Consider the following 17,790-nt stretch of genomic DNA (forward strand, 5'->3'; position numbering starts at 1 on the left):
CGAAATTACATCCTCTCCGGGGCCTCTATGCCGAGAAGCTCGAGTGCGTTCCTGAGGGTTACCTTCACCGCGAGCACGAGCAGTAGCCTCTCCTCCCTTATTCCTTCCCCGGCCTTCAAAACCGGGTGGTCCATGTAGAACCTGTTGAAGAGCGAGGCGAGTTCGTTGGCGTACCACGGTATCAGGTGGGGTTTGAGGTCCCTTCCGGCCGTCTCCACCACCTCCGGGAAGGATGCGAGGAGCTTGATGAGCTCCTTTTCGCGGTCTGTCAGTTTTGAGAAGTCCGCCTTCTCCATGAGCGTCTCCCTGTCCGTTTCCACCCCTGTCTCTTGGGCCTTCCGCAGTATTGAGGCGCACCTTGCATGGGCGTACTGAACGTAGGGGGCGCTCTCCCCCTGGAAGTTGAGCACGTCTTCCCACCTGAAGGTGATCTCCTTGTCGGGGCTGTACTTCAGGAGGTTGAAGCGGACGGCCCCGACACCAACGGCCTCCGCTATCCTCTTCATCTCATCCCCGCTCAGGGAAGGATTCTTCTCCTTCACGAGCTCCTCGGCCCTGCGAACGGCCTCGTTGAGGACCTCATCGACCGTGAAGCCGACCCACGTACCCTTCCTTCCGGAGAACCTGCCTTCCGGCCTGACGACGTGTTCGTAGGCGAGGTGGTGGAAGTTGCGGGCGCTCTCCTCGAATCCGAGGAGCTGAAGGGCGTACTTCACGGCCATCTGCGGGTGCCTCTGCTCGGCGCCGATGACGTTGATGACCACGTCGGCGTTTCCAAACCTGCCCGGCATCCTCTCGCCATCCGGAGCGGTTGTCCACGTTTCTTCATCCCATGGTTTGTAGAGCATGTCGGCGTTAACCTTTCCGAACTTCCAGAGGTGGTAGGCTATGTCCTTGCCCGTGTAGGTTGCCGTTCCGTCGTTCCTCTTCAGGACGAGGAAGGGGTTCTTCATCTCCGGAAAGAGCTTCCTAAGGTCCATAACGAAGGCTCCCCGGTATTTGCCCTCCGTGGCCCAGAAGAAGTTCTCGCTGGCCTCTATGAGCCTGTAGGCTTCCTCGAATACGCCGCTCCTCACCACGTCGCTCTCCCAGCTGAGGAGGTCGTAGCTTACCGCCATACGGCGGGTGGTCATCATCTGGGCCCGTACCACGCGCTCTGCAAGTTCCCTTCCCTCCTCATCACCCTTCTCGAGCCGTTTCATCAGCTCGCGGATTTCCCTCTCAATCCCGGGGTTCTCCTCGATCAGCCTGTTGACCTCGACGTAGAGGAGGCCGAGAACGTGATCGATGGAATCTTCCTTGAGGTTTTTCTCCCTTACCTCCGCCTCTATCCTCTCAACCTCCTCCCCGAGGTTCAGGTAACCCCAGAGGACCTGAGCGAACTGGACCCCGAGGTCGTCTATGTAGTTCTGAACCTCAACCCTGTAGCCGAGCTTCCTCAGTATCCTCGCCATCGTATCTCCCAGAACCGCGTTCCGGGCGTGCCCCATGTGGAGTGGTTTGGTCGGGTTCACGGAGGTGTGCTCCACTATCACCTTCCTTCCGGCCCCCACTTTACTCTCTCCGTAGGCATCTCCCTTCTCGAGTATCTCCCCCACGAGGGCCCTGCCGAAGGTCGCGTAGTTCAGGTGGAAGTTCAGGTAACCGTTTACGGCCGTTACCCTTGATATCTCCTCCGGAAGCCTGCCCTCCATCCTTCCGGCTATCTCCTCCGCTATGAGCTTTGGCGCCCTCCTGAATACCCTCGCGAGTTGGAAGGAAACGGCGGTTCCAAAATCGCCGAGTTCGATGCTGGGGGTATCTTCGAAGGTTATCTCACCGCTCCACTCCTTCCCGGCTTCTTCAAGGGTTTCCCTCAGGGTTTTCTCGAGGATGAGCCTGACCTTCTCCTTAACTTCAGCGTATCCCATCGACACCACCGCAACCAGTTGGGCCCAACCTTTAAAAAGTTCTCCGGAGTACTTACTCTGGGGATGGGTGTGAAGCACCACGTCGGCGAGCAAAAGGCCAGAAAGGGTCTGATACGGGTGGAGTTCGACGAGAGGGATGGACGGGCTGAACACGTCAGGATCACCGGGGATTTCTTCGTTCATCCTGAGGAAGCCATCGGGGAGCTCGAAAGAAGGCTTGAAGGGAGAAAAATCGAGGAACTGGAGCACCTTATAGACGAGTTCTTCTCCATGAGGATGGACGTGGAGATGCCCTACGTCAACGTTGAGGACTTCAAGATAGCCCTCAAGAGGGCCCTGAAGGATTGAGGTGGTCAAGGGTGGAGGCCAGCACCAAGAGGACCATCGTTAACCTGCTCGCCGTGTTCCTCGTTACCTCCCTGATCGGCTACCTCTTCGCCCTCAAAAACCCGGAGCTTACTGCCGGGGTCGTTAATGAGATAGCCCGGGAGATCGTCAGGAAGATAGGTCCCGTCTCGAATTACGGCTTCGAAATGTTCCTTAAGATCTTCCTGAACAACTCCCGGGTGGCCCTCTTAATGTTCATCTCCGGCCTTTTCTTCGGTCTGGGGCCATGGTTCATAATGGCCACCAACGGCTTTGCGGTGGGCCTCGTCGTGGGGTTCTCCCACTACAGCAAAGGCCTCTCCCTTGTTCGGTTACTCCTCGCCCTCCTTCCCCACGGAATCATCGAGATACCGGCCATAGCGCTCGCAGGGGTCTCGGGAATCCTCTGGTACAGGGAGGCGGTGAAGGGAGGAACGGCCGAGAAAAGGTTCATAAGGGGAACTGAAAGGGCGATAAAGCTTCTGGGGCTCTCGATACTGCTACTCCTCGTCGCGGCTGCCGTTGAGACCTACGTAACCCCCCGGGTTGCCGGTCTCTAAGGTTTCTTCCATTTTCACCGTCATGAAGGCTCCGGACTCCTCGTAGTTCTCTATCTCCCTCAGGATAACGTCCATGGGGTTCTCAAGACCGCTCACGATGCTCCTCAGGTAGGCGCGATAGCTCCCGTTGGTTTCGATCAGCTTCTCCACGGTTTCGGCAACCTTCAGCGGGTCCGTTGAGTGAAACTCCAGCCCCCTCTCCACGAGCCATTTCGTAACTGCCAGCAGCTTCCCGGGATAGGTTGAGACCGTCGGCGTTCCAAGGGCTATCGCTTCCCTGTTCATCGTTCCGCCTGCACCTACCATGACTCTGGCGTAGTGGAGAAGGCTCAAGCTGTCAACGGCTCGCTCCGGCATTATAACGTTATCGAAGCGCTCAAAGCGTTTTCTCTGCCGTGCCGTTCTCGGGAAGAGCACGATCGGCATGTCCGGAAGGAGGGGGATAACGTCCTCGAGAACGCTTTTCTCCGGTCCGTGGAAGTAGTTGGCCTTCACGGGTTCGGTGCGCATGACGAGGTATTCACCGGCCTTCAGGCCGAGCTCCCGGAGGACCTTCCTGTCGGGAACGAAAGAGTGGAGGTGCGCCAGCTCGGAGAAACCGTTAACCGGCCGCATTCCGTTTGGATCCGCCCCGTGTTTCAGGAGCTCGTAGGCGTCTATGGCCTTTGGATAGAGGAGGAGCGTGGTGTAAGGCAGGATGAGCTTGTTCTGCCCGATAGCTGTCTCGTTGTCAACGAAGCCTATGGCCGGTATCTGGAGACCGAAGGCAACCCTCGGGGCCTCGGCGGAGTGCTTGTAGAGGGCCAGATCCGGCTTCTCCTCAATTATGAGTTTGGAAAGCCTGTAGGTTCTCTCAGCGCTCGCCAGAAGCTTTCCCTCGAGCGTTGCGCCCCCATGCTTTCCAACAACGTAGTAATCGAATCCGAGCATGTCCAGAATACCCGTTAACCCATCGAACTCCCTCGTCGTGATTATAACCTCGTGGCCCGTCTTCTCCAGCTCCCTGATTACACCCTTGAAGAAGTGAACGTGAGGGGCGTTCGTGATGTCGATCCATACCTTCATGAGTTTCACCAATTTAGTGGACAATCCTGTCCAATATAAGGGTTTCCTGAAAATGGTTTTGAAGCCTTCTTTTTAAGGTCCTCTGATGGATTTTCACTGCGAAAAGACGTTTACAACGCTTTCTTTCGATGAGATGACCTGCAGGGAGATGGCTATCGGTCTGGAATCTGGTGTCTGGCTCTTGGAAAGCCTAAAACCTCCGTACCCTTCGGAAATCGATCCTAAAACCGTTTTCTGGAAAAGGCTTTTATTCCCGTGGGGAGCCCCTATAGAGGGTGCTGTGAAATGATGGAGAGGATAGAGAAGGGAGAGGCGAAGATAGCCGTGATCGGTCTCGGCTACATCGGCCTCCCCACGGCCATAATGTTCGCAAACGCGGGTTTTCAGGTCACGGGTTACGAGATAAGGGAGGAGGTTGTTGAGGAAATAAACTCCGGAAAGGCCCACATCGTTGAGCCGGACATAGAGAACCTCCTCAGAGAGGCCATCAGGAGGGGAAACCTCCGGGCCACTTCGAACCCGGACGACATAAGGGACATGGACGTTTACATAGTATGCGTCCAGACCCCGCTTAATGAGGACAAAAGCCCGGATCTTGGATACCTCGAAAGTGCCATCAAAACGGTCGCCGGGGTCATGAAGAGGGGCTCGCTGGTGGTGATAGAGAGCACGGTTCCTCCCCTGACGACCGTTAAGATGGCGAGCCTCATAGAGAAGATAAGGGGCTTCAAAGCCGGCGAGGACTTCTACATGGTTCACGCTCCCGAGAGGGTGATGCCGGGGAGGATATTCAGGGAACTCGTCTACAACTCCCGCATCTTCGGAGGGATAACCCCCGAAAGTGCCGAACTCGCCGAGAGGCTTTACCGCTCCTTCGTGAAGGGTCAGACGTTCAAAACAAGCTCAACGGTCAGCGAAGTCGTCAAGCTCATGGAGAACACCTTCAGGGACGTGAACATAGCCCTGGCCAACGAATTCGCCTACCTCGCCCACCAGTACGGCATAAACGTCTTCGAGGCTATAGAGCTGGCCAACACCCATCCGAGGGTCAGGATCCACCTGCCGGGAATAGGTGTCGGAGGGCACTGCCTGCCGAAGGATCCACACCTCCTCCTCTGGCCCGCGAAAGACGACTTCGGCCTGATAAGGCTCGCGAGGGAGGTAAACGACGGCATGCCCCTTCTCGCGAAGGACCTGCTCTTCAGTGCCCTCAAAGCCGTTAACCTTCCACCCGAGAAGGCCGTAGTTGCAGTCCTCGGTCTGGCCTACAAGGGAAACAGCGACGACGTCAGGAACTCCCCGGCGCTGGCTTTTGTGGACGAAATAAAGGACGACGTTAAAGAGGTAAGGACGTACGATCCCTTCGTGGGCGGGAGCTGTGGCACCGTTGAGGAGGCCCTCCACGGGGCGGATGCGGCTGTGATAGCCACGGACCACGACGCCTTCAGGGAGCTCAACTGGGAGGAGCTGGGGAAGCTCATGAGGACGAGGATCCTCGTTGACGGCAGGCACCTGATAGAGAAACCGCCGGAGGGCTTCGTTTTCAGGGGCATAGGGAGGGGTGAGTATTGAAACCGGCCTTCGTCTTCGGAACGAGGCCGGAGATAATCAAGCTCGCACCCGTCGTAAGGGCCTTCGAGGAGAGGTCTGTAAAGCCCCTCCTGATCCACACGGGGCAGCACTACGACTACGAGATGAGCAGGGTGTTTCTTGAAGAGCTCGAGCTCGATGGGATTGACTACCATCTTGAGGTGGGTTCCGGAACTCAGGCCGAACAGACGGGCAGGGCCATGATAGGGATCGAAAGGGTTCTGATGAAGGAAAAACCCGACGTGGTGCTCGTTCAGGGGGATACGAACACCGTCTTAGCCGGTGCTCTGGCGGGCGTGAAGCTGAAGATACCTGTTGCCCACGTGGAAGCCGGTCTGAGGAGCTTTGACAGGACCATGCCCGAGGAGATAAACAGGATTTTAACGGATCACGCCAGCGAGGTCCTCTTCCCGCCAACCGAGGAGGCGAGGAAAAACCTCGAGAGGGAGGGCGTAACCCGGAACGTTTACGTTGTGGGCAACACCATCGTGGATGCGGTTCTGCAGAACTCGAAGATGGCCGAAAGAAAGAGCGACGTTCTCGAAAGACTCGGCCTCAAACCGGGGGAGTACGTACTCGTAACCGCCCACCGCGCCGAGAACACCGACAGCAGGGAGAACCTCGAGAGGCTCGTGGGCATACTGGAGGAACTTCCTATGCGAGCCGTCTATCCAATGCACCCCAGAACGAGGAATAGGCTGAAGGAGTTCGGGCTCTGGGAGAGGGTTGGCTCGATCGAGAAGCTCCTCGTAACCGAACCCCTCGGTTACCTCGACTTCCTCAGGCTGGAGAAGAACGCCTTCGCCGTGATGACCGATTCGGGCGGAATACAGGAGGAGAGCATAATCCTTAACGTGCCGTGCCTCACCCTCCGCTACAACACCGAGAGGCCCGAGACGGTTAAGGCCGGTGGTAACGTCCTCGTGGGCCTCGAGAAGGAGCTCGTCCTGAAGTATCTGAAGCGGCTCATGGAGGATGGGGAGTTCTACAGAAGAATGGCCTCCTCAAAGAACCCCTTCGGTGACGGAATGGCCGGCGAGAGGATAGCCGGGATTCTGCTCGAACTGTATGAGAGGGGAGAGCTCAGGGTCAGGAGCTCGAGGTTCATCTGAGCCTCATGGAAGGGGCGTCCCGATGTAGATGCCGTGCCTCGTCCTCACTATCCTGACCCGTATCCTCTCGCCCACCTCCGCGTCGGTGTTTATGACCTCTATGAGACGGTTCCTCGCTCTGGCGAGCATCTCGCCCTCTATCCTGCCGGGAAGGACCACCTCAGCCTTGACCACCTCACCGGGCCGGAAGGCAAGGGGGATGAACTCGCGCCTCTCCATTCCAAAGTGCTTCGGCTTCAGAACGAGGGGTTTCATCCCCGTCTTCTCCTCCAGTCTTCTTAACCATGCGTAGAACTCCCTGAAGGGAACGGGCCGGGCTATCGCTGGGTTCCTCCCGAACTTGTAGGGGATGTAGTTCTGAAATCCGAGGGCGGGCCAGCGTTTTCCCGCACCTATCTTTCTCGCAAACTCGATGAAAGCCTCGGCCTCGTCGTCGTTTATCCCAAAGATTATAACCGGGGCTATGAGAACGTCTATTCCTGCGTTAACGAGCGCTTCCGCCATCTCGAGAACGTGTTCGAGGTCGTAGCTCTTCATCCCCATGAGCATCCTCGCCTTCTCGGGGTCGAGGGAGTGGAGCGAGAGGTTAACCCTGTCGAGTCCCGCCTCCGCCAGCTCCTCAACGAGCCCCTCGTCGAGAATGGTCCCGTTGCTCTGCATGGATATCACCGAAACGGCAGGATTCCCCCTCAGCTTCTCCACCAGCTCAACCCTGAAGGGGTATATCAGGGGTTCGCCCTGACCGTCGATGTGCGCTTCCAATTTCTTTCCCTTGATTTCGGCCACACGGTTGAACCACTTCGTCAGGTAGTCGATGTCAACAACGTAATCGAGCCTTCTCGTCCTCGAGTAGGGCCCTTCGTCGACGGAGCAGAAGATGCAGCTGAGGTTGCAGCCGCTGGCTCCCCTGACCTGAATCAGATTGGTCCCCCTGTCTATCAGCCCGAAGGCGTTGTATCCGAGGAGAGGGACTTCCATCCCCTCGTGGATGTAGATAACCCTCCTGCCGGTGTAACGGTTCCTCAGGACCCTCCCGAGGTTGTTCTGAATGTAGATGGCGATGTACTTTTCGAGGCCGGAGCGGTCGTCGTCTATGAGCAGTGCGCCGTTTTTGGCGGTTACCTCGGGTTCTGTGCGGTACTTCCTTTTGATGATCCGTCGGAGTTCCCTTTTTTCGAATTCCGCGTAAAGGGTACCCCTCCAGATCAGTCTGATGTTCTCGCCCCCGTCTTCGAAGCGCGCGTGGGGGAGCCTGATCTCGATCATGTTCGCCCGTTTCCCACGGAGCTTAAAAAAGCCGCCTATGGATAAAAAATCCAAAAATCGAATGGGTAGGGACCTTCTGGAGTCATGGGGGCATGGAAACATTTTAATACCATTGGATTAAACGGGCTAATGATGAACTTCATAGGTGATGGATGATGTGGGGAAAGCTGGAGCATTACTTTGACGAATACCCCGTGAGGAAACAGATCGCCAAAACCCTCCTCAGATACGGCCTCAGGGTTTCCGAGGACATGAAGGTAAGGGCTGGGGACATAGAGGTCCCCTACACCAAGATCGCCAAGGCCCTCGACGTTGACAGGAGGGTCGTTAAGGAAACCGTGGGGATGATACTCAAGACGCCCGAACTGAGGCACGTGTACATGAACCTCGAGCCGACGGTTCACATGAAGCACGTTGGCAGACACGTTGGCTACGGCGTCATAGAGATCGAACCCGAGCCGAGGGCCATAGGGATACTCGCGAAGATAGCCCAGAAGATAGCCGAAAGGGACATCAACATAATTCAGGTGGTGGCGGAGGACCCGGAGCTCTACCCCGAGGCGACCCTAACGATAACCACCGAAAAGCCGGTTCCCGGCGATCTGATAAACGAGCTCTCCAAGCTGGAGGGTGTGAAGAGGATATCGATATACTGACTCTGGTTTTTTGTCTTTACAACCCAATTTTGAACCTTCTAGCCTTTCTACACTGATGCTCCGTGAGGGACGCTTTTTATCACTGAAGGACGGATATGATGCCGCCATTTCAACCAAACGTTTAAAACCTTTGTTCTTCGAAAGTAACGTTTATAAGTCATAATTTTGAACCGTAGGTTAGCCCAACTTAACTCCACGTGGAGGCTGCATTAACCTGCGGAGGGTTGCCGAATGGGAGAAGCAAGCAAGGTAAGTCGTTACCTGTACACGGTTATTGTGCTTTTTCTGATATGGCTGTTCCTGACGGCCAGTCTGGATCCACAGGAGATGCTGGTTGGCCTGTTACTGGCACTCATAGTGGGCGCCTTCACCTACGAGATATTCACCACCAACGGCCTCGCGAACCTCAGCCCCAGGAGGATCGTCTATGCGATAGCCTACGTCCCCTACTTTCTATGGGCCATGATAATGGCGAACCTTGACGTCGCCTACAGGGTTCTGCACCCCAAGAGGCCGATAAATCCGGGAATCGTTGAATGCAGGACCGTTCTAAAGAGCGATGTCGGAAAGCTCGCCCTTGCGAACTCGATCACGCTAACGCCCGGAACCATAACCCTTGACGTTGACGGTGACAGATACTTCATACACTGGATAGACGTTAAGGACGCCTCGGTTGAGGGTGCGTCCCGGAACATAACCGCTCCCTTTGAAAAATTCCTGAAGGTGATCTTCGGATGATAGAGATAAACGTTTACCTCGCCCTGATAGCGATAGCAACGTTATTCAGCATTTACAGGTTCCTGAGGGGACCGACCACGGTGGACAGGCTCGTCGCGGTTGACATCATGACCACCATCACCACGGGGCTCATGGTCCTCTTTGCCCTGTACTACAGAAGGATAATATTCCTCGACGTTGCGCTCGTCTACGCGATACTCGCCTTCGGAGGGGTGATAGCCTTCGCGCGCTATATGGAGGGAGGCCTATGAACGCGTTCGCTATCACGGGGGAGATTCTGGTTCTCATCGGCACGTTCTTCTACATGCTCTCCGCCCTTGGTCTCATCAGGATGCCCGACGTCTACAACAGGATGCAGACCTCAACGAAGAGCGCCACCCTCGGCTCCCTCGGTGTCATGATCGGTGTGGGCATCTGGGCCCTTGGGACGGACTTCGGAAGCGTCGCCTGGTTCACGAAGACTCTGGTCATAGCCATCTTCCTTCTGCTGACGAATCCGATAAGCGCTCACGCCCTCATAAGGGCGGCCTACAGGAACGGCATTCCCCTGTGGGAGGGTAGCGTTGTCGACAGGTACCGCGAGCACATGGAGGCCAAAAAGGAGGAAGGTGATGAGGAATGAGCGCCATTGCCGTTATTGAGTACATCATAATAGCCCTTATGGTGGTCTCCGCAATATTCGCAGTCGAGTGGAGGGACCTCCTTGCGGCGGTGGTTGGAATGGCCGCGGTGAGCCTCTTCGCGTCCATACTGTTCTTCATGCTTCAGGCACCGGACGTTGCGATGACGGAAGCAGCCATAGGGGCAGCGCTGAGCGGGGCGGTGTTCATCCTCGCCATAAAGAGGACCCGGCGCTTTGAGAGCGAGGAAGAGGAGAAGCCCGGCTGGTGGGTGAGGTGGTAAAGATGATGAAGCGTCTCCTTGCGATAGGTCTAATCCTTGTAATCGGTTACTGGCTCGCGAACGGCCTCGCCGGGGTTCCCTTCGGCGAGGACAGGATGCTCGTTGGGCAGTATTACCTCGACAACGTGAAGCAGCAGACGGGTGCGATCAACGCTGTAACGGCCGTCGTCGTCAACTACCGTGGCTTCGATACGCTCGGCGAGGTTACCGTGCTCTTCATAGCCTCGACCGGTGTCGGGGCGCTCCTCTGGAGGAGAAAGAAGGAGAGGACCGCCGAGGTTGAGGGTTCGGTTGTTCTTACAACCGGAACGAAGCTCCTCGTGCCCTTCGTCATCCTCTTCGGTTCGTACATATTCATCCACGGACACCTCACGCCGGGTGGAGGATTCCCGGGAGGGGCAACGATAGCCACGGCCTTCCTTCTGCTCTACATGGCCTTCACGGCATACGAGATACCCCACAAGGGCTTTGAAAAGACGGAAGGCGTTGCCGGGATGAGCTACGTCCTCGTGGGCCTCATCGGGCTCGCCATAGGCGGTTACTTCCTCTTCGACTGGATATGGCAGACGTGGAAGATCGGCACCGTCGGAGAACTGTTGAGCGGTGGTTTCATACCGGTCATCTACATGCTCATAGGCATCAAGGTCGGCACCGAACTCAGCGGAATCATCGACAACATGATCAAGGAGGGGGTGAGCGAATGATCAGTGCCTACTACTTCGGCGCGATATCCCTCGTCCTCATAGGCCTCTACGCCGTCCTCGTCAAGAAGAACCTGCTTAAGATACTCGTTGGGCTGAGCATCATGGAAACGGGAGTCAACCTTCTCCTCATCAGCATCGGGTACGTTTCCGGGAGGAGCGCGCCGATACTGAGCGAGGGGATAGGTCCAAATCAGGCCGTTGACCCGATCCCTCAGGCTCTGGTGCTCACGGCAATAGTCATCGGCGTTGCAACGACCGCAATGGCCCTTAGCGCCGCCATTCTGATCTATGAGAAGTATGGAACGCTCAACGTTGAGGAGATAAGGAGGTTGAGAGGATGAACGGACAGTACGCTTCGCTGCTCATAGCTTTACCCCTCATCAGCGCCTTCTTCGTGCCCCTGCTCAAGGGGGCCGGAAAGAAGGCCGTCGGCTACTTCCTCGTAGTGGTCACGGCCCTTCAGGCGGTGATAGCGACCCTCGTCTTCCAGCAGGTCTACGACACGGGAAAGCCAATAATCGTCATGGCCGGTGGCTGGAAACCGCCCGTGGGAATCAACCTCTACATCGGCCACTTCGCGGCACTGTTCGTTCTTATAGTTGCGGTGGTGAGCTTTCTGGTGGCGGTGTTCAGCCTCAGAGCTGTCAAAGTCGAGCCGATCGATAAGTACGCGATGCTCCTGCTGCTCCTCATGCTCGGTGCAACGGGCATGATCGCCACGGGAGACATCTTCAACCTCTTCGTCTTCATGGAGATAACCTCCATCAGCGCCTACGCTCTCACGGCCTACAACAAGACGGGAGAAGCGGCGGAAGCTTCCATGAAGTACATTATCCTCGGTGGAATCGGCTCGAGCTTCTTCCTCATAGGCGTGGCGTTGATCTACGGCTCCCTCGGGACCCTCAACATGGCCCACATAAGCGAGCTCGCCTGGACCATGAACCCGACGGTTGCGGAGGTCGGGCTGGCGCTGATAGTCTTCGGTCTGGCGGTTGAGGCCGAGATATTCCCGCTCAACGCATGGGCGCCCGATGCCTATCAGGCCGCACCCCACCCGGTTACCGTGATGTTCTCGGCCTTCGTGGTCAAAGCCGGCCTTTACGCCATGGCCAGAATAGTTTACCTCATGAAGGACCTCTGGAACTGGAGCTCCATCCTGAGACTGCTCGTCATACTGGCGACCCTCACGGTGATCGTTGGGGAGCTTGCAGCGTTGAGGCAGAGGAACGTCAAGAGGATGGTGGCCTACTCCAGCATATCCCAGATAGGCCTGATGGCGCTCGCCTTCGCCCTCGGCACCGAAGCTGGGGTCGATGCCGGAGTCTTCCACATGGTGAACCACGCGATAGTCAAGACCCTGCTCTTCCTCGGCGTGGGCTACGTTGCGCTCACTCTCGGCGGGACGGGAATCGAGAACTTCAGGGGGCTTGGAAGGAGGATGCCCGTTACCGCCTTCTCGATATCCGTCGGTGCCGTTGCCACGGTGGGAGTGCCACTCTTCAACGTCTTCTGGAGCAAGGTAAGGATAATCCTGGCCACCCTTGACGTGGGCTACACCTGGGCCGCAGTCCTCGTCCTCGGGGCCAGCGTTGTGGAAGCGGTCTATTACTTCAGGCTGCTCCACACGATGTGGTTCGGCGAAGGAGGGGAGAGAAGGGACGAAAGCCTGACCATGGGCCTTATAATGCTCTTGCTGGCCCTTCTGGTCATAGCAATAGGCGTCTACCCGGACTACGTGTGGAACATCGCCCAGAAAGCTGGAAACGACATCTTCAACGTCGCCCAGTACGTTAAGAACGTGCCACTGATGGGGGTGGGAGCATGATTAACGAACTCCTGATCATAATCTTCGCGCCCCTCATAGCGGGGGTCCTGGCATGGTGGCTCGACGTTAGGGGGATAAGGGAAATCCTCGGCGTGGCCGGACCGGCCGTTTCCCTGTCCTACCTCGTCAAACTTTACACGACGATAGATAGCGGAGGGTTCGTCAATTACACGGTGAACCTCGGGGGCTTCTCCTTCAACTTCGCCCTGACCCAGCTCAGCTGGATATTCGGCATGATAGCCGGCGTTATCGGTCTGGCGGCGGCGCTCGGAATGGCCTCGACCTCGAAGAGCGGCTACGAGTGGCTTTTCGCCCTCATGAGCCTCACGGGTGTCCTCGGGGTGTTCCTTTCCTACGACCTGCTGGCCTTCTTCATATTCTGGGAGATCATGACCTTTGGATCATTCATGATGGTGCTCAGGTACAACAGGTCGGCATCGCTCAAGTACTTCGTCCTGAGCGTCATAGGGGCCTACGCCATGCTGCTGGCCATAGGGCTCATCTACGCCAGAGTCGGCTCCTTCAGCTTCGTCGACGTCTACAGGGCCTTCGCTCAGGATGCGGCCCTCGGAGTGGCCGGGGGAAGCACGGTGTTCAGCACCTTTGATATGGCGGCCATCTTCGGCCTCCTGCTGGTGGCCTTTGGGGTTAAGGCCGGACTCTTCCCGCTCCACGTCTGGGCGCCCGACGCTTACAGCGAGACCAACCAGAGCTACACCGCGATGTTCAGCGGGGTCCTCAGCAAGGCTGGAGTTTACGGCTTCATAATCCTCTACATGCTCATGGGCTACAGGCTCGTGTCTGCTTTGGGAACGTTCAGGGGCGTTCCTTCCTTCGGATACTTAATAGCTTTCCTCGGGGGCCTGACGATAATCGTCGGTGGTCTCCTCGCGGCCCTTCAGGAGGACATAAGGAAGCTGTTCGCCTACTCCAGCATAAGTCAGGTGGGTTACGTCCTCGTCGCCGTCGGCGTCGGCAGTGCCCTCAGCATGGAGGCCGGCGTATACCACGCCATAAGCCACGCCCTCTTCAAGGGGCTCTTCTTCCTCGTCGTGGCGGCCATCGTCCACAGAACGGGCAAAACGGAGTTCAAGGACATGGGCGGCCTCGCTGAGAAGATGCCCGTGACCTTCGCCATGGCCTTCGTGGCCATCCTGAGCCTGGCGGGAATACCCCCCATGGTGGGCTTTGCCAGCAAGTGGTTGATATTCGAGGCCGTCATAAGCCAGAACCTGCCCATACTCGGTGGCATGGTGTTCTTTGGAAGCGCCATAGGCTTCGTGTACCTCATAAGGTTCACCTACGCGGTGTGGTTCGGGCAGAGGCCAACCGACCTTGAGGATACCAGAGACGCACCCCTTCCGCTTGCCATCGGAATGGGCATACTGGCCCTGCTGAACGTGGTCTTCGGTATCGCACCGGGCCTCGTGGCCGGAGAGCTCAACAAGATAATAGGTAAGGAAGTCATCGGCGGAACCATATGGGAGCTCGACATCGGCGTCGGAAGGTACAACGGACTTCTACTGACCGTATGGCTCATCGTAGGCCTCCTGATAGCCGCGATAATATACTTCCTCGGGGCAAAGGCCAGGAGGGTTCCGGTCACGGACACCTACCAGTCCGGAAACCCCGTTACCATGGAGTACAACCTCACCATAAGGAGGGACTTCTTCAGGCCTCTCAGGGAGGCCCTCTCCTTCTGGCTGGGGATAAGCTTCGACGACCTCTACCGCGACGTTGCCAAGGCCACGGAGGAGTTCGCGGACATCTTGAGGAGGTACGTTTACAACGGAAACGCACAGAGCTACGCCTGGTATCTGGGCATAATCCTTCTGATACTGGCAATATGGGGGGTGTGAAGGATGTTTGAAGTCGCGCTCAAGGCCCTGTTAATACTGATCTATGGAACCCTCGTGGGGTTCCTCTTCATGGGTATCGTGAGGAAGGTGAGTGCAAGGATACAGAGAAGGGTTGGCCCTCCCCTCTACCAGCCCATCCTCGATACCATAAAGCTCCTTTCAAAGGAGAGCAACATAACCCACGGCCGCATCTACGATTTCGGTGTCGTCTTCGCCCTCGGGGCCACGATACTGGCCCTGTTCTTCATCCCGCTCGCCAACGTGAGCCTGCTCAGATCCTACGGTGATCTGATCCTCATCTCCTTCCTGCTCGAGATACCCATGCTCGGAATCATGTTCGCCGCGATGAGCTCAGGAAACCCGTGGGCCGGGCTCGGTGCCCAGAGGGCACTGCTGACCCTGCTCGCGATACAGGTCCCCCTCGGCTTCGCCATAGTCGCCCTCGGTGAGTTCTACGGAACCTTCAGCACCTACGGAATAGTGATGGCGCAGCAGAACTCGGGATGGAGCATAATCCACCCCTCGCTCCTGCTCGCTGCCATAGCCTACGACATCGTGCTTCAGGCGATGTTCGGGAAGGAACCCTTCGACATAATGATCGCACCGGGTGAGATATCCCTCGGTCCCATGGTGGAGTTCGGCGGCAAGCACATGGGGCTCCTCCAGATACAGCACGCCATAGCGCTCTTCGCGGAAACGCTGTTCTTCAGCAACATATTCCTCGGCGGTGGAGTCGTAAGCGCGTTCGCAAGCCCGGTACTGAACGCTGTGGCCAGCCTTGGGATACTCCTGATAAAGCAACTGGCCGTGCTCATGGTGGCGATATTCATAGGCAGCATCTTCCCGAGGTTCACGATAGACCAGGCGGCCAAATTCTACTGGAAGTGGCCCACCATAATAGCCGCCCTTGGAGCGATACTCGCAAGTCTGTGAGGTGATGTGAGATGGACCTAAAGCTGTGGGAACCGTTGATTGATTTCGCAAGGAAGAGGAGCCTCTGGATTGTGTCCTTCTGTACGGGGTGCGGTGGTATAGAGCTGCCACCGCTCATGACCTCCAGATACGATCTGGAGCGCTTCGGAATGATGCCGAACCCCTCCCCGAGGATGGGTGACCTGTTCCTCATAACCGGTTACGTCACCCCGAAGACGCTCAAGAGGATCATCATAACCTACGAGATGCAACCCGATCCAAAGTACGTTATGGGCTTCGGTTCGTGCACCATCAACGGAGGCGTCTACTGGGACTCCCCCAACTCAATAAAGCGCCTCGATAAATACATCCCGGTGGACGTTTACATAGCCGGCTGCATGCCGAGGCCCGAGTCGATAATGCACGGTATCAGCAAGATGATGGAGCTTATAGAAACCGGCAGGGCGGATGGCTGGAAGAGGTACAGGGAGAACTACGATTACTACCGGGAGAATCAGGACAGACTCCTTGGAGAAGGCTGGCGTGAGAAGACCGCGAAGAGATGGATCCCGTGGTTGATGGACGAGGTCAGAAAGGCCGAAAAGGAGCGTGAGAGGGATGACTGACTACGAGAGGCTCGTTTCAGAGATAACTGAAAAGGCCCCCTACGCGGAAGGAAAGGTCCGGAGGGAGAGGAGGATAGAGTTCAGGGTTCCCGCGGACAGGGTGAGGGAGTTCCTCGAACTGCTTAAGGATAAGGCCTTTGAGCTCCTGCTCCAGATCACGGCCGTTGACTGGCCCGACAGGGGAGAGATCGAGCTCATCTATCAGGTCTTCAGCATAACCCACGGAACGCACACCTTCGTAAGAACTTCCATACCGAGGGAGGATGCGGTTATATCAACCGTCAGGGACGTCTATCCCGCTGCCGAGACCTACGAGAGAGAAGTTCACGACTTCTTCCAGGTGGTCTTCGAGGGGAACCCGAAGATCGAGATGCCATGGATACTGGAGGACATAGACAAGGAACAGGGGCTATCCTACAGGAAGGACTTTGACCTTCTCGGCTACGTGAAGAGGAAGTACGGGACACTGGACAGGTACGATGAGGATAAGGACTACTACGTTATCTGAGGTGATGATGATGGTCTCAGAGAGCGAGCTTATTAAGGAGGCAAGGGAGAACGGGATGGACCTTCTGCCGCTGGGTAAGGACACCTACGAGCTTCTATTCGGTCCCCAGCACATGGCAACCGAGAACTACAGCCTGATCCTCAAAATGGACGGTAATAGGGTCGCTAAAGCCATAGCAAACCCCGGCTTCCTCCACAGGGGTTTCGAGAAACTGGCCGAGTACAGGCCGTGGCACACGAACATAGCCCTTCTCCTGAGGATCTGCGTTCCAGAGTCGGACGTACCCGAGAACATCTACTCCATGGCCGTTGAGGAGATACTCGGATGGGAGATTCCCGAGAGGGCCCAGTGGATAAGGACAACCGTCCTTGAGATGGCCAGAGTCTCAGCCTACCTGTTCTGGATCATGGGGATGTCCTTCAAGCTCGGTGTCTACACAGCAGGTCAGTGGGCCGTGGCCTACCGTGAGAGGCTCCTGGCCCTCTTCGAGCAGCTCACGGGGGCGAGGGTGTACCACATCTACACGGTCCCTGGAGGTGTCAGGCGGGACATCCCGGGCGATGCCTGGCTCCGCAGACTCGGGGATACCGTCGAATACATAAAGGACAAACTGAAGGACTTCGATGAGATACTCTTCGAGAACTACATCTCCCACCGCAGGCTTGAGGGCATAGGCGTGATGGACAGGAAGTTCGCCCTCGAAGAGGGCGTCACCGGTCCCAACCTCCGCGCCACAGGTGTTCCCTACGACGTAAGGCGCGTCGATCCGTACCTCCTCTACCCGGAGCTCGACTTCGAGGTCCCCGTGCTCAGGGAGGGAGACGCCCTCGCGAGGTTCCTCGTGAGGAGATACGAGCTCGAACAGGACCTCTACATCCTCGAACAGCTTCTTGATATGGGGCCGCCGGATGGACCCCACATGGTCAGCGATCCGAGGCTAAAGAACCTGCCGAGGTTTAAGGTGCCCGAAGGGGACGCCTTCGCCCACGTCGAGAGTTCCAAGGGTGATTTTGGGGCATACGTGGTCAGCAACGGCAAGAACAAACCCTACAGGGTGCACGTCAGGGGACCGAGCATAGCCCACGGTATCAGGGTGATAGAGCAGCTTCTCGTCGGGGCGAGAATAGCCGACGTGCCCGTGATACTGACGAGTCTTGACAACTGCCCACCGGATATAGACAGGTGATGAG

The 17,790-nt window shown here is 56.9% G+C and carries 21 protein-coding genes; 18 read left to right on the forward strand and 3 right to left on the reverse strand.

The genetic code is table 11. The annotated features are described in order from the left end of the window. Window positions 1-5 precede the first annotated feature (5 nt). Entirely contained in the window at window positions 6-1,910 is a 1,905-nt protein-coding gene (locus A3L12_RS05640) for an arginine--tRNA ligase (RefSeq protein WP_088882712.1), read from the reverse strand. A 63-nt stretch (window positions 1,911-1,973) separates the two neighbouring features. On the opposite strand from A3L12_RS05640, the gene A3L12_RS05645 reads away from it, so the two are divergent. Both A3L12_RS05645 and A3L12_RS05650 read left to right on the forward strand, forming a co-directional pair. Then, entirely contained in the window at window positions 1,974-2,258 is a 285-nt protein-coding gene (locus tag A3L12_RS05645; RefSeq protein WP_198300030.1) for a lipoate protein ligase C-terminal domain-containing protein, read from the forward strand. A gap of 11 nt (window positions 2,259-2,269) precedes the next feature. Beyond that, on the forward strand, window positions 2,270-2,836 hold the full coding sequence (locus tag A3L12_RS05650; protein ID WP_232462872.1) for a stage II sporulation protein M: 567 nt from the start codon (window positions 2,270-2,272) through the stop codon (window positions 2,834-2,836). Here A3L12_RS05650 and A3L12_RS05655 read toward each other — a convergent pair. Further along, entirely contained in the window at window positions 2,777-3,901 is a 1,125-nt protein-coding gene (locus A3L12_RS05655) for a DUF354 domain-containing protein (protein WP_088882715.1), read from the reverse strand. The genes A3L12_RS05650 and A3L12_RS05655 overlap by 60 nt on opposite strands. A gap of 85 nt (window positions 3,902-3,986) precedes the next feature. Between A3L12_RS05655 and A3L12_RS08305 the strand changes: the two genes are divergently transcribed. Genes A3L12_RS08305 through wecB form a run of 3 tightly spaced genes read left to right on the forward strand, consistent with a single transcriptional unit; the run spans window position 3,987 to window position 6,603 of the window. Then, window positions 3,987-4,190, forward strand: a complete 204-nt coding sequence (locus tag A3L12_RS08305) for a hypothetical protein (RefSeq protein ID WP_157726706.1) — start codon at window positions 3,987-3,989, stop codon at window positions 4,188-4,190. Next, window positions 4,187-5,473: a UDP-N-acetyl-D-mannosamine dehydrogenase gene (locus tag A3L12_RS05660; protein ID WP_088882716.1), complete on the forward strand. Its 1,287-nt coding sequence runs from the start codon at window positions 4,187-4,189 to the stop codon at window positions 5,471-5,473. Before A3L12_RS08305 ends, A3L12_RS05660 begins: the two co-directional genes overlap by 4 nt. Beyond that, the gene (gene wecB / locus A3L12_RS05665; protein ID WP_088882717.1) at window positions 5,470-6,603 is read left to right on the forward strand and encodes a non-hydrolyzing UDP-N-acetylglucosamine 2-epimerase; all 1,134 of its coding nucleotides are present in this window, start codon (window positions 5,470-5,472) and stop codon (window positions 6,601-6,603) included. Before A3L12_RS05660 ends, wecB begins: the two co-directional genes overlap by 4 nt. A 3-nt stretch (window positions 6,604-6,606) precedes the next feature. Here wecB and A3L12_RS05670 read toward each other — a convergent pair whose 3' ends face one another. Beyond that, a complete protein-coding gene (locus A3L12_RS05670; protein WP_088882718.1) occupies window positions 6,607-7,869 on the reverse strand; it encodes a radical SAM protein in 1,263 nt (420 codons plus the stop codon). Window positions 7,870-8,024: 155 nt separating this feature from the next. Between A3L12_RS05670 and A3L12_RS05675 the strand changes: the two genes are divergently transcribed. The 13 genes from A3L12_RS05675 to A3L12_RS05735 all read left to right on the forward strand — a co-directional run bounded on the left by A3L12_RS05675 (window position 8,025) and on the right by A3L12_RS05735 (window position 17,786). Then, window positions 8,025-8,525: an ACT domain-containing protein gene (locus A3L12_RS05675; protein WP_088882719.1), complete on the forward strand. Its 501-nt coding sequence runs from the start codon at window positions 8,025-8,027 to the stop codon at window positions 8,523-8,525. Window positions 8,526-8,756: 231 nt separating this feature from the next. Then, window positions 8,757-9,263, forward strand: coding sequence for a Na+/H+ antiporter subunit E (locus A3L12_RS05680; protein WP_088882720.1), 507 nt, complete (start codon window positions 8,757-8,759; stop codon window positions 9,261-9,263). Next, window positions 9,260-9,514, forward strand: a complete 255-nt coding sequence (locus A3L12_RS05685; RefSeq protein WP_088882721.1) for a monovalent cation/H+ antiporter complex subunit F — start codon at window positions 9,260-9,262, stop codon at window positions 9,512-9,514. Before A3L12_RS05680 ends, A3L12_RS05685 begins: the two co-directional genes overlap by 4 nt. Next, window positions 9,511-9,885, forward strand: a complete 375-nt coding sequence (mnhG, locus tag A3L12_RS05690; protein WP_088882722.1) for a monovalent cation/H(+) antiporter subunit G — start codon at window positions 9,511-9,513, stop codon at window positions 9,883-9,885. Before A3L12_RS05685 ends, mnhG begins: the two co-directional genes overlap by 4 nt. Beyond that, a complete protein-coding gene (locus A3L12_RS05695) occupies window positions 9,882-10,166 on the forward strand; it encodes a DUF4040 domain-containing protein (protein ID WP_088882723.1) in 285 nt (94 codons plus the stop codon). The genes mnhG and A3L12_RS05695 overlap by 4 nt, the downstream gene beginning before the upstream one ends. A 2-nt stretch (window positions 10,167-10,168) precedes the next feature. After that, window positions 10,169-10,870: a Na(+)/H(+) antiporter subunit B gene (locus tag A3L12_RS05700; protein WP_088882724.1), complete on the forward strand. Its 702-nt coding sequence runs from the start codon at window positions 10,169-10,171 to the stop codon at window positions 10,868-10,870. Next, entirely contained in the window at window positions 10,867-11,211 is a 345-nt protein-coding gene (locus tag A3L12_RS05705) for an NADH-quinone oxidoreductase subunit K (protein ID WP_088882725.1), read from the forward strand. Before A3L12_RS05700 ends, A3L12_RS05705 begins: the two co-directional genes overlap by 4 nt. Then, window positions 11,208-12,695 carry a proton-conducting transporter membrane subunit gene (locus A3L12_RS05710; protein ID WP_088882726.1) on the forward strand — a complete coding sequence of 496 codons (1,488 nt, stop codon included), beginning with the start codon at window positions 11,208-11,210 and terminating at the stop codon, window positions 12,693-12,695. Before A3L12_RS05705 ends, A3L12_RS05710 begins: the two co-directional genes overlap by 4 nt. Further along, window positions 12,692-14,554, forward strand: coding sequence for a proton-conducting transporter membrane subunit (locus A3L12_RS05715; protein WP_232462873.1), 1,863 nt, complete (start codon window positions 12,692-12,694; stop codon window positions 14,552-14,554). The genes A3L12_RS05710 and A3L12_RS05715 overlap by 4 nt, the downstream gene beginning before the upstream one ends. A 3-nt stretch (window positions 14,555-14,557) precedes the next feature. Further along, entirely contained in the window at window positions 14,558-15,487 is a 930-nt protein-coding gene (locus A3L12_RS05720) for a respiratory chain complex I subunit 1 family protein (protein WP_088882727.1), read from the forward strand. Between the two features lie 11 nt (window positions 15,488-15,498). Further along, window positions 15,499-16,092, forward strand: coding sequence for an NADH-quinone oxidoreductase subunit NuoB (nuoB, locus tag A3L12_RS05725; protein WP_088882728.1), 594 nt, complete (start codon window positions 15,499-15,501; stop codon window positions 16,090-16,092). Next, a complete protein-coding gene (locus A3L12_RS05730) occupies window positions 16,085-16,600 on the forward strand; it encodes an NADH-quinone oxidoreductase subunit C (RefSeq protein ID WP_088882729.1) in 516 nt (171 codons plus the stop codon). The genes nuoB and A3L12_RS05730 overlap by 8 nt, the downstream gene beginning before the upstream one ends. Window positions 16,601-16,610: 10 nt before the next feature. Continuing rightward, window positions 16,611-17,786: an NADH-quinone oxidoreductase subunit D gene (locus tag A3L12_RS05735; protein WP_088882730.1), complete on the forward strand. Its 1,176-nt coding sequence runs from the start codon at window positions 16,611-16,613 to the stop codon at window positions 17,784-17,786. Window positions 17,787-17,790 lie beyond the last annotated feature (4 nt).

Origin of the sequence: Thermococcus sp. P6, assembly GCF_002214525.1 — an archaeon.
Taxonomy (GTDB): Archaea; Methanobacteriota_B; Thermococci; order Thermococcales; family Thermococcaceae; genus Thermococcus.

Bases quoted from the DNA above. Each gene is read 5' to 3' on its own strand.
- A3L12_RS05640 (WP_088882712.1), bottom strand. From the start codon at position 1,910: ATGGGATACGCTGAAGTTAAGGAGAAGGTCAGGCTCATCCTCGAGAAA.
- A3L12_RS05645 (WP_198300030.1), top strand. From the start codon at position 1,974: ATGGGTGTGAAGCACCACGTCGGCGAGCAAAAGGCCAGAAAGGGTCTG.
- A3L12_RS05655 (WP_088882715.1), bottom strand. From the start codon at position 3,901: ATGAAGGTATGGATCGACATCACGAACGCCCCTCACGTTCACTTCTTC.
- A3L12_RS08305 (WP_157726706.1), top strand. From the start codon at position 3,987: ATGGATTTTCACTGCGAAAAGACGTTTACAACGCTTTCTTTCGATGAG.
- A3L12_RS05660 (WP_088882716.1), top strand. From the start codon at position 4,187: ATGATGGAGAGGATAGAGAAGGGAGAGGCGAAGATAGCCGTGATCGGT.
- A3L12_RS05670 (WP_088882718.1), bottom strand. From the start codon at position 7,869: ATGATCGAGATCAGGCTCCCCCACGCGCGCTTCGAAGACGGGGGCGAG.
- A3L12_RS05675 (WP_088882719.1), top strand. From the start codon at position 8,025: ATGTGGGGAAAGCTGGAGCATTACTTTGACGAATACCCCGTGAGGAAA.
- A3L12_RS05680 (WP_088882720.1), top strand. From the start codon at position 8,757: ATGGGAGAAGCAAGCAAGGTAAGTCGTTACCTGTACACGGTTATTGTG.
- A3L12_RS05685 (WP_088882721.1), top strand. From the start codon at position 9,260: ATGATAGAGATAAACGTTTACCTCGCCCTGATAGCGATAGCAACGTTA.
- mnhG (WP_088882722.1), top strand. From the start codon at position 9,511: ATGAACGCGTTCGCTATCACGGGGGAGATTCTGGTTCTCATCGGCACG.
- A3L12_RS05695 (WP_088882723.1), top strand. From the start codon at position 9,882: ATGAGCGCCATTGCCGTTATTGAGTACATCATAATAGCCCTTATGGTG.
- A3L12_RS05700 (WP_088882724.1), top strand. From the start codon at position 10,169: ATGATGAAGCGTCTCCTTGCGATAGGTCTAATCCTTGTAATCGGTTAC.
- A3L12_RS05705 (WP_088882725.1), top strand. From the start codon at position 10,867: ATGATCAGTGCCTACTACTTCGGCGCGATATCCCTCGTCCTCATAGGC.
- A3L12_RS05710 (WP_088882726.1), top strand. From the start codon at position 11,208: ATGAACGGACAGTACGCTTCGCTGCTCATAGCTTTACCCCTCATCAGC.
- A3L12_RS05715 (WP_232462873.1), top strand. From the start codon at position 12,692: ATGATTAACGAACTCCTGATCATAATCTTCGCGCCCCTCATAGCGGGG.
- A3L12_RS05720 (WP_088882727.1), top strand. From the start codon at position 14,558: ATGTTTGAAGTCGCGCTCAAGGCCCTGTTAATACTGATCTATGGAACC.
- nuoB (WP_088882728.1), top strand. From the start codon at position 15,499: ATGGACCTAAAGCTGTGGGAACCGTTGATTGATTTCGCAAGGAAGAGG.
- A3L12_RS05730 (WP_088882729.1), top strand. From the start codon at position 16,085: ATGACTGACTACGAGAGGCTCGTTTCAGAGATAACTGAAAAGGCCCCC.
- A3L12_RS05735 (WP_088882730.1), top strand. From the start codon at position 16,611: ATGGTCTCAGAGAGCGAGCTTATTAAGGAGGCAAGGGAGAACGGGATG.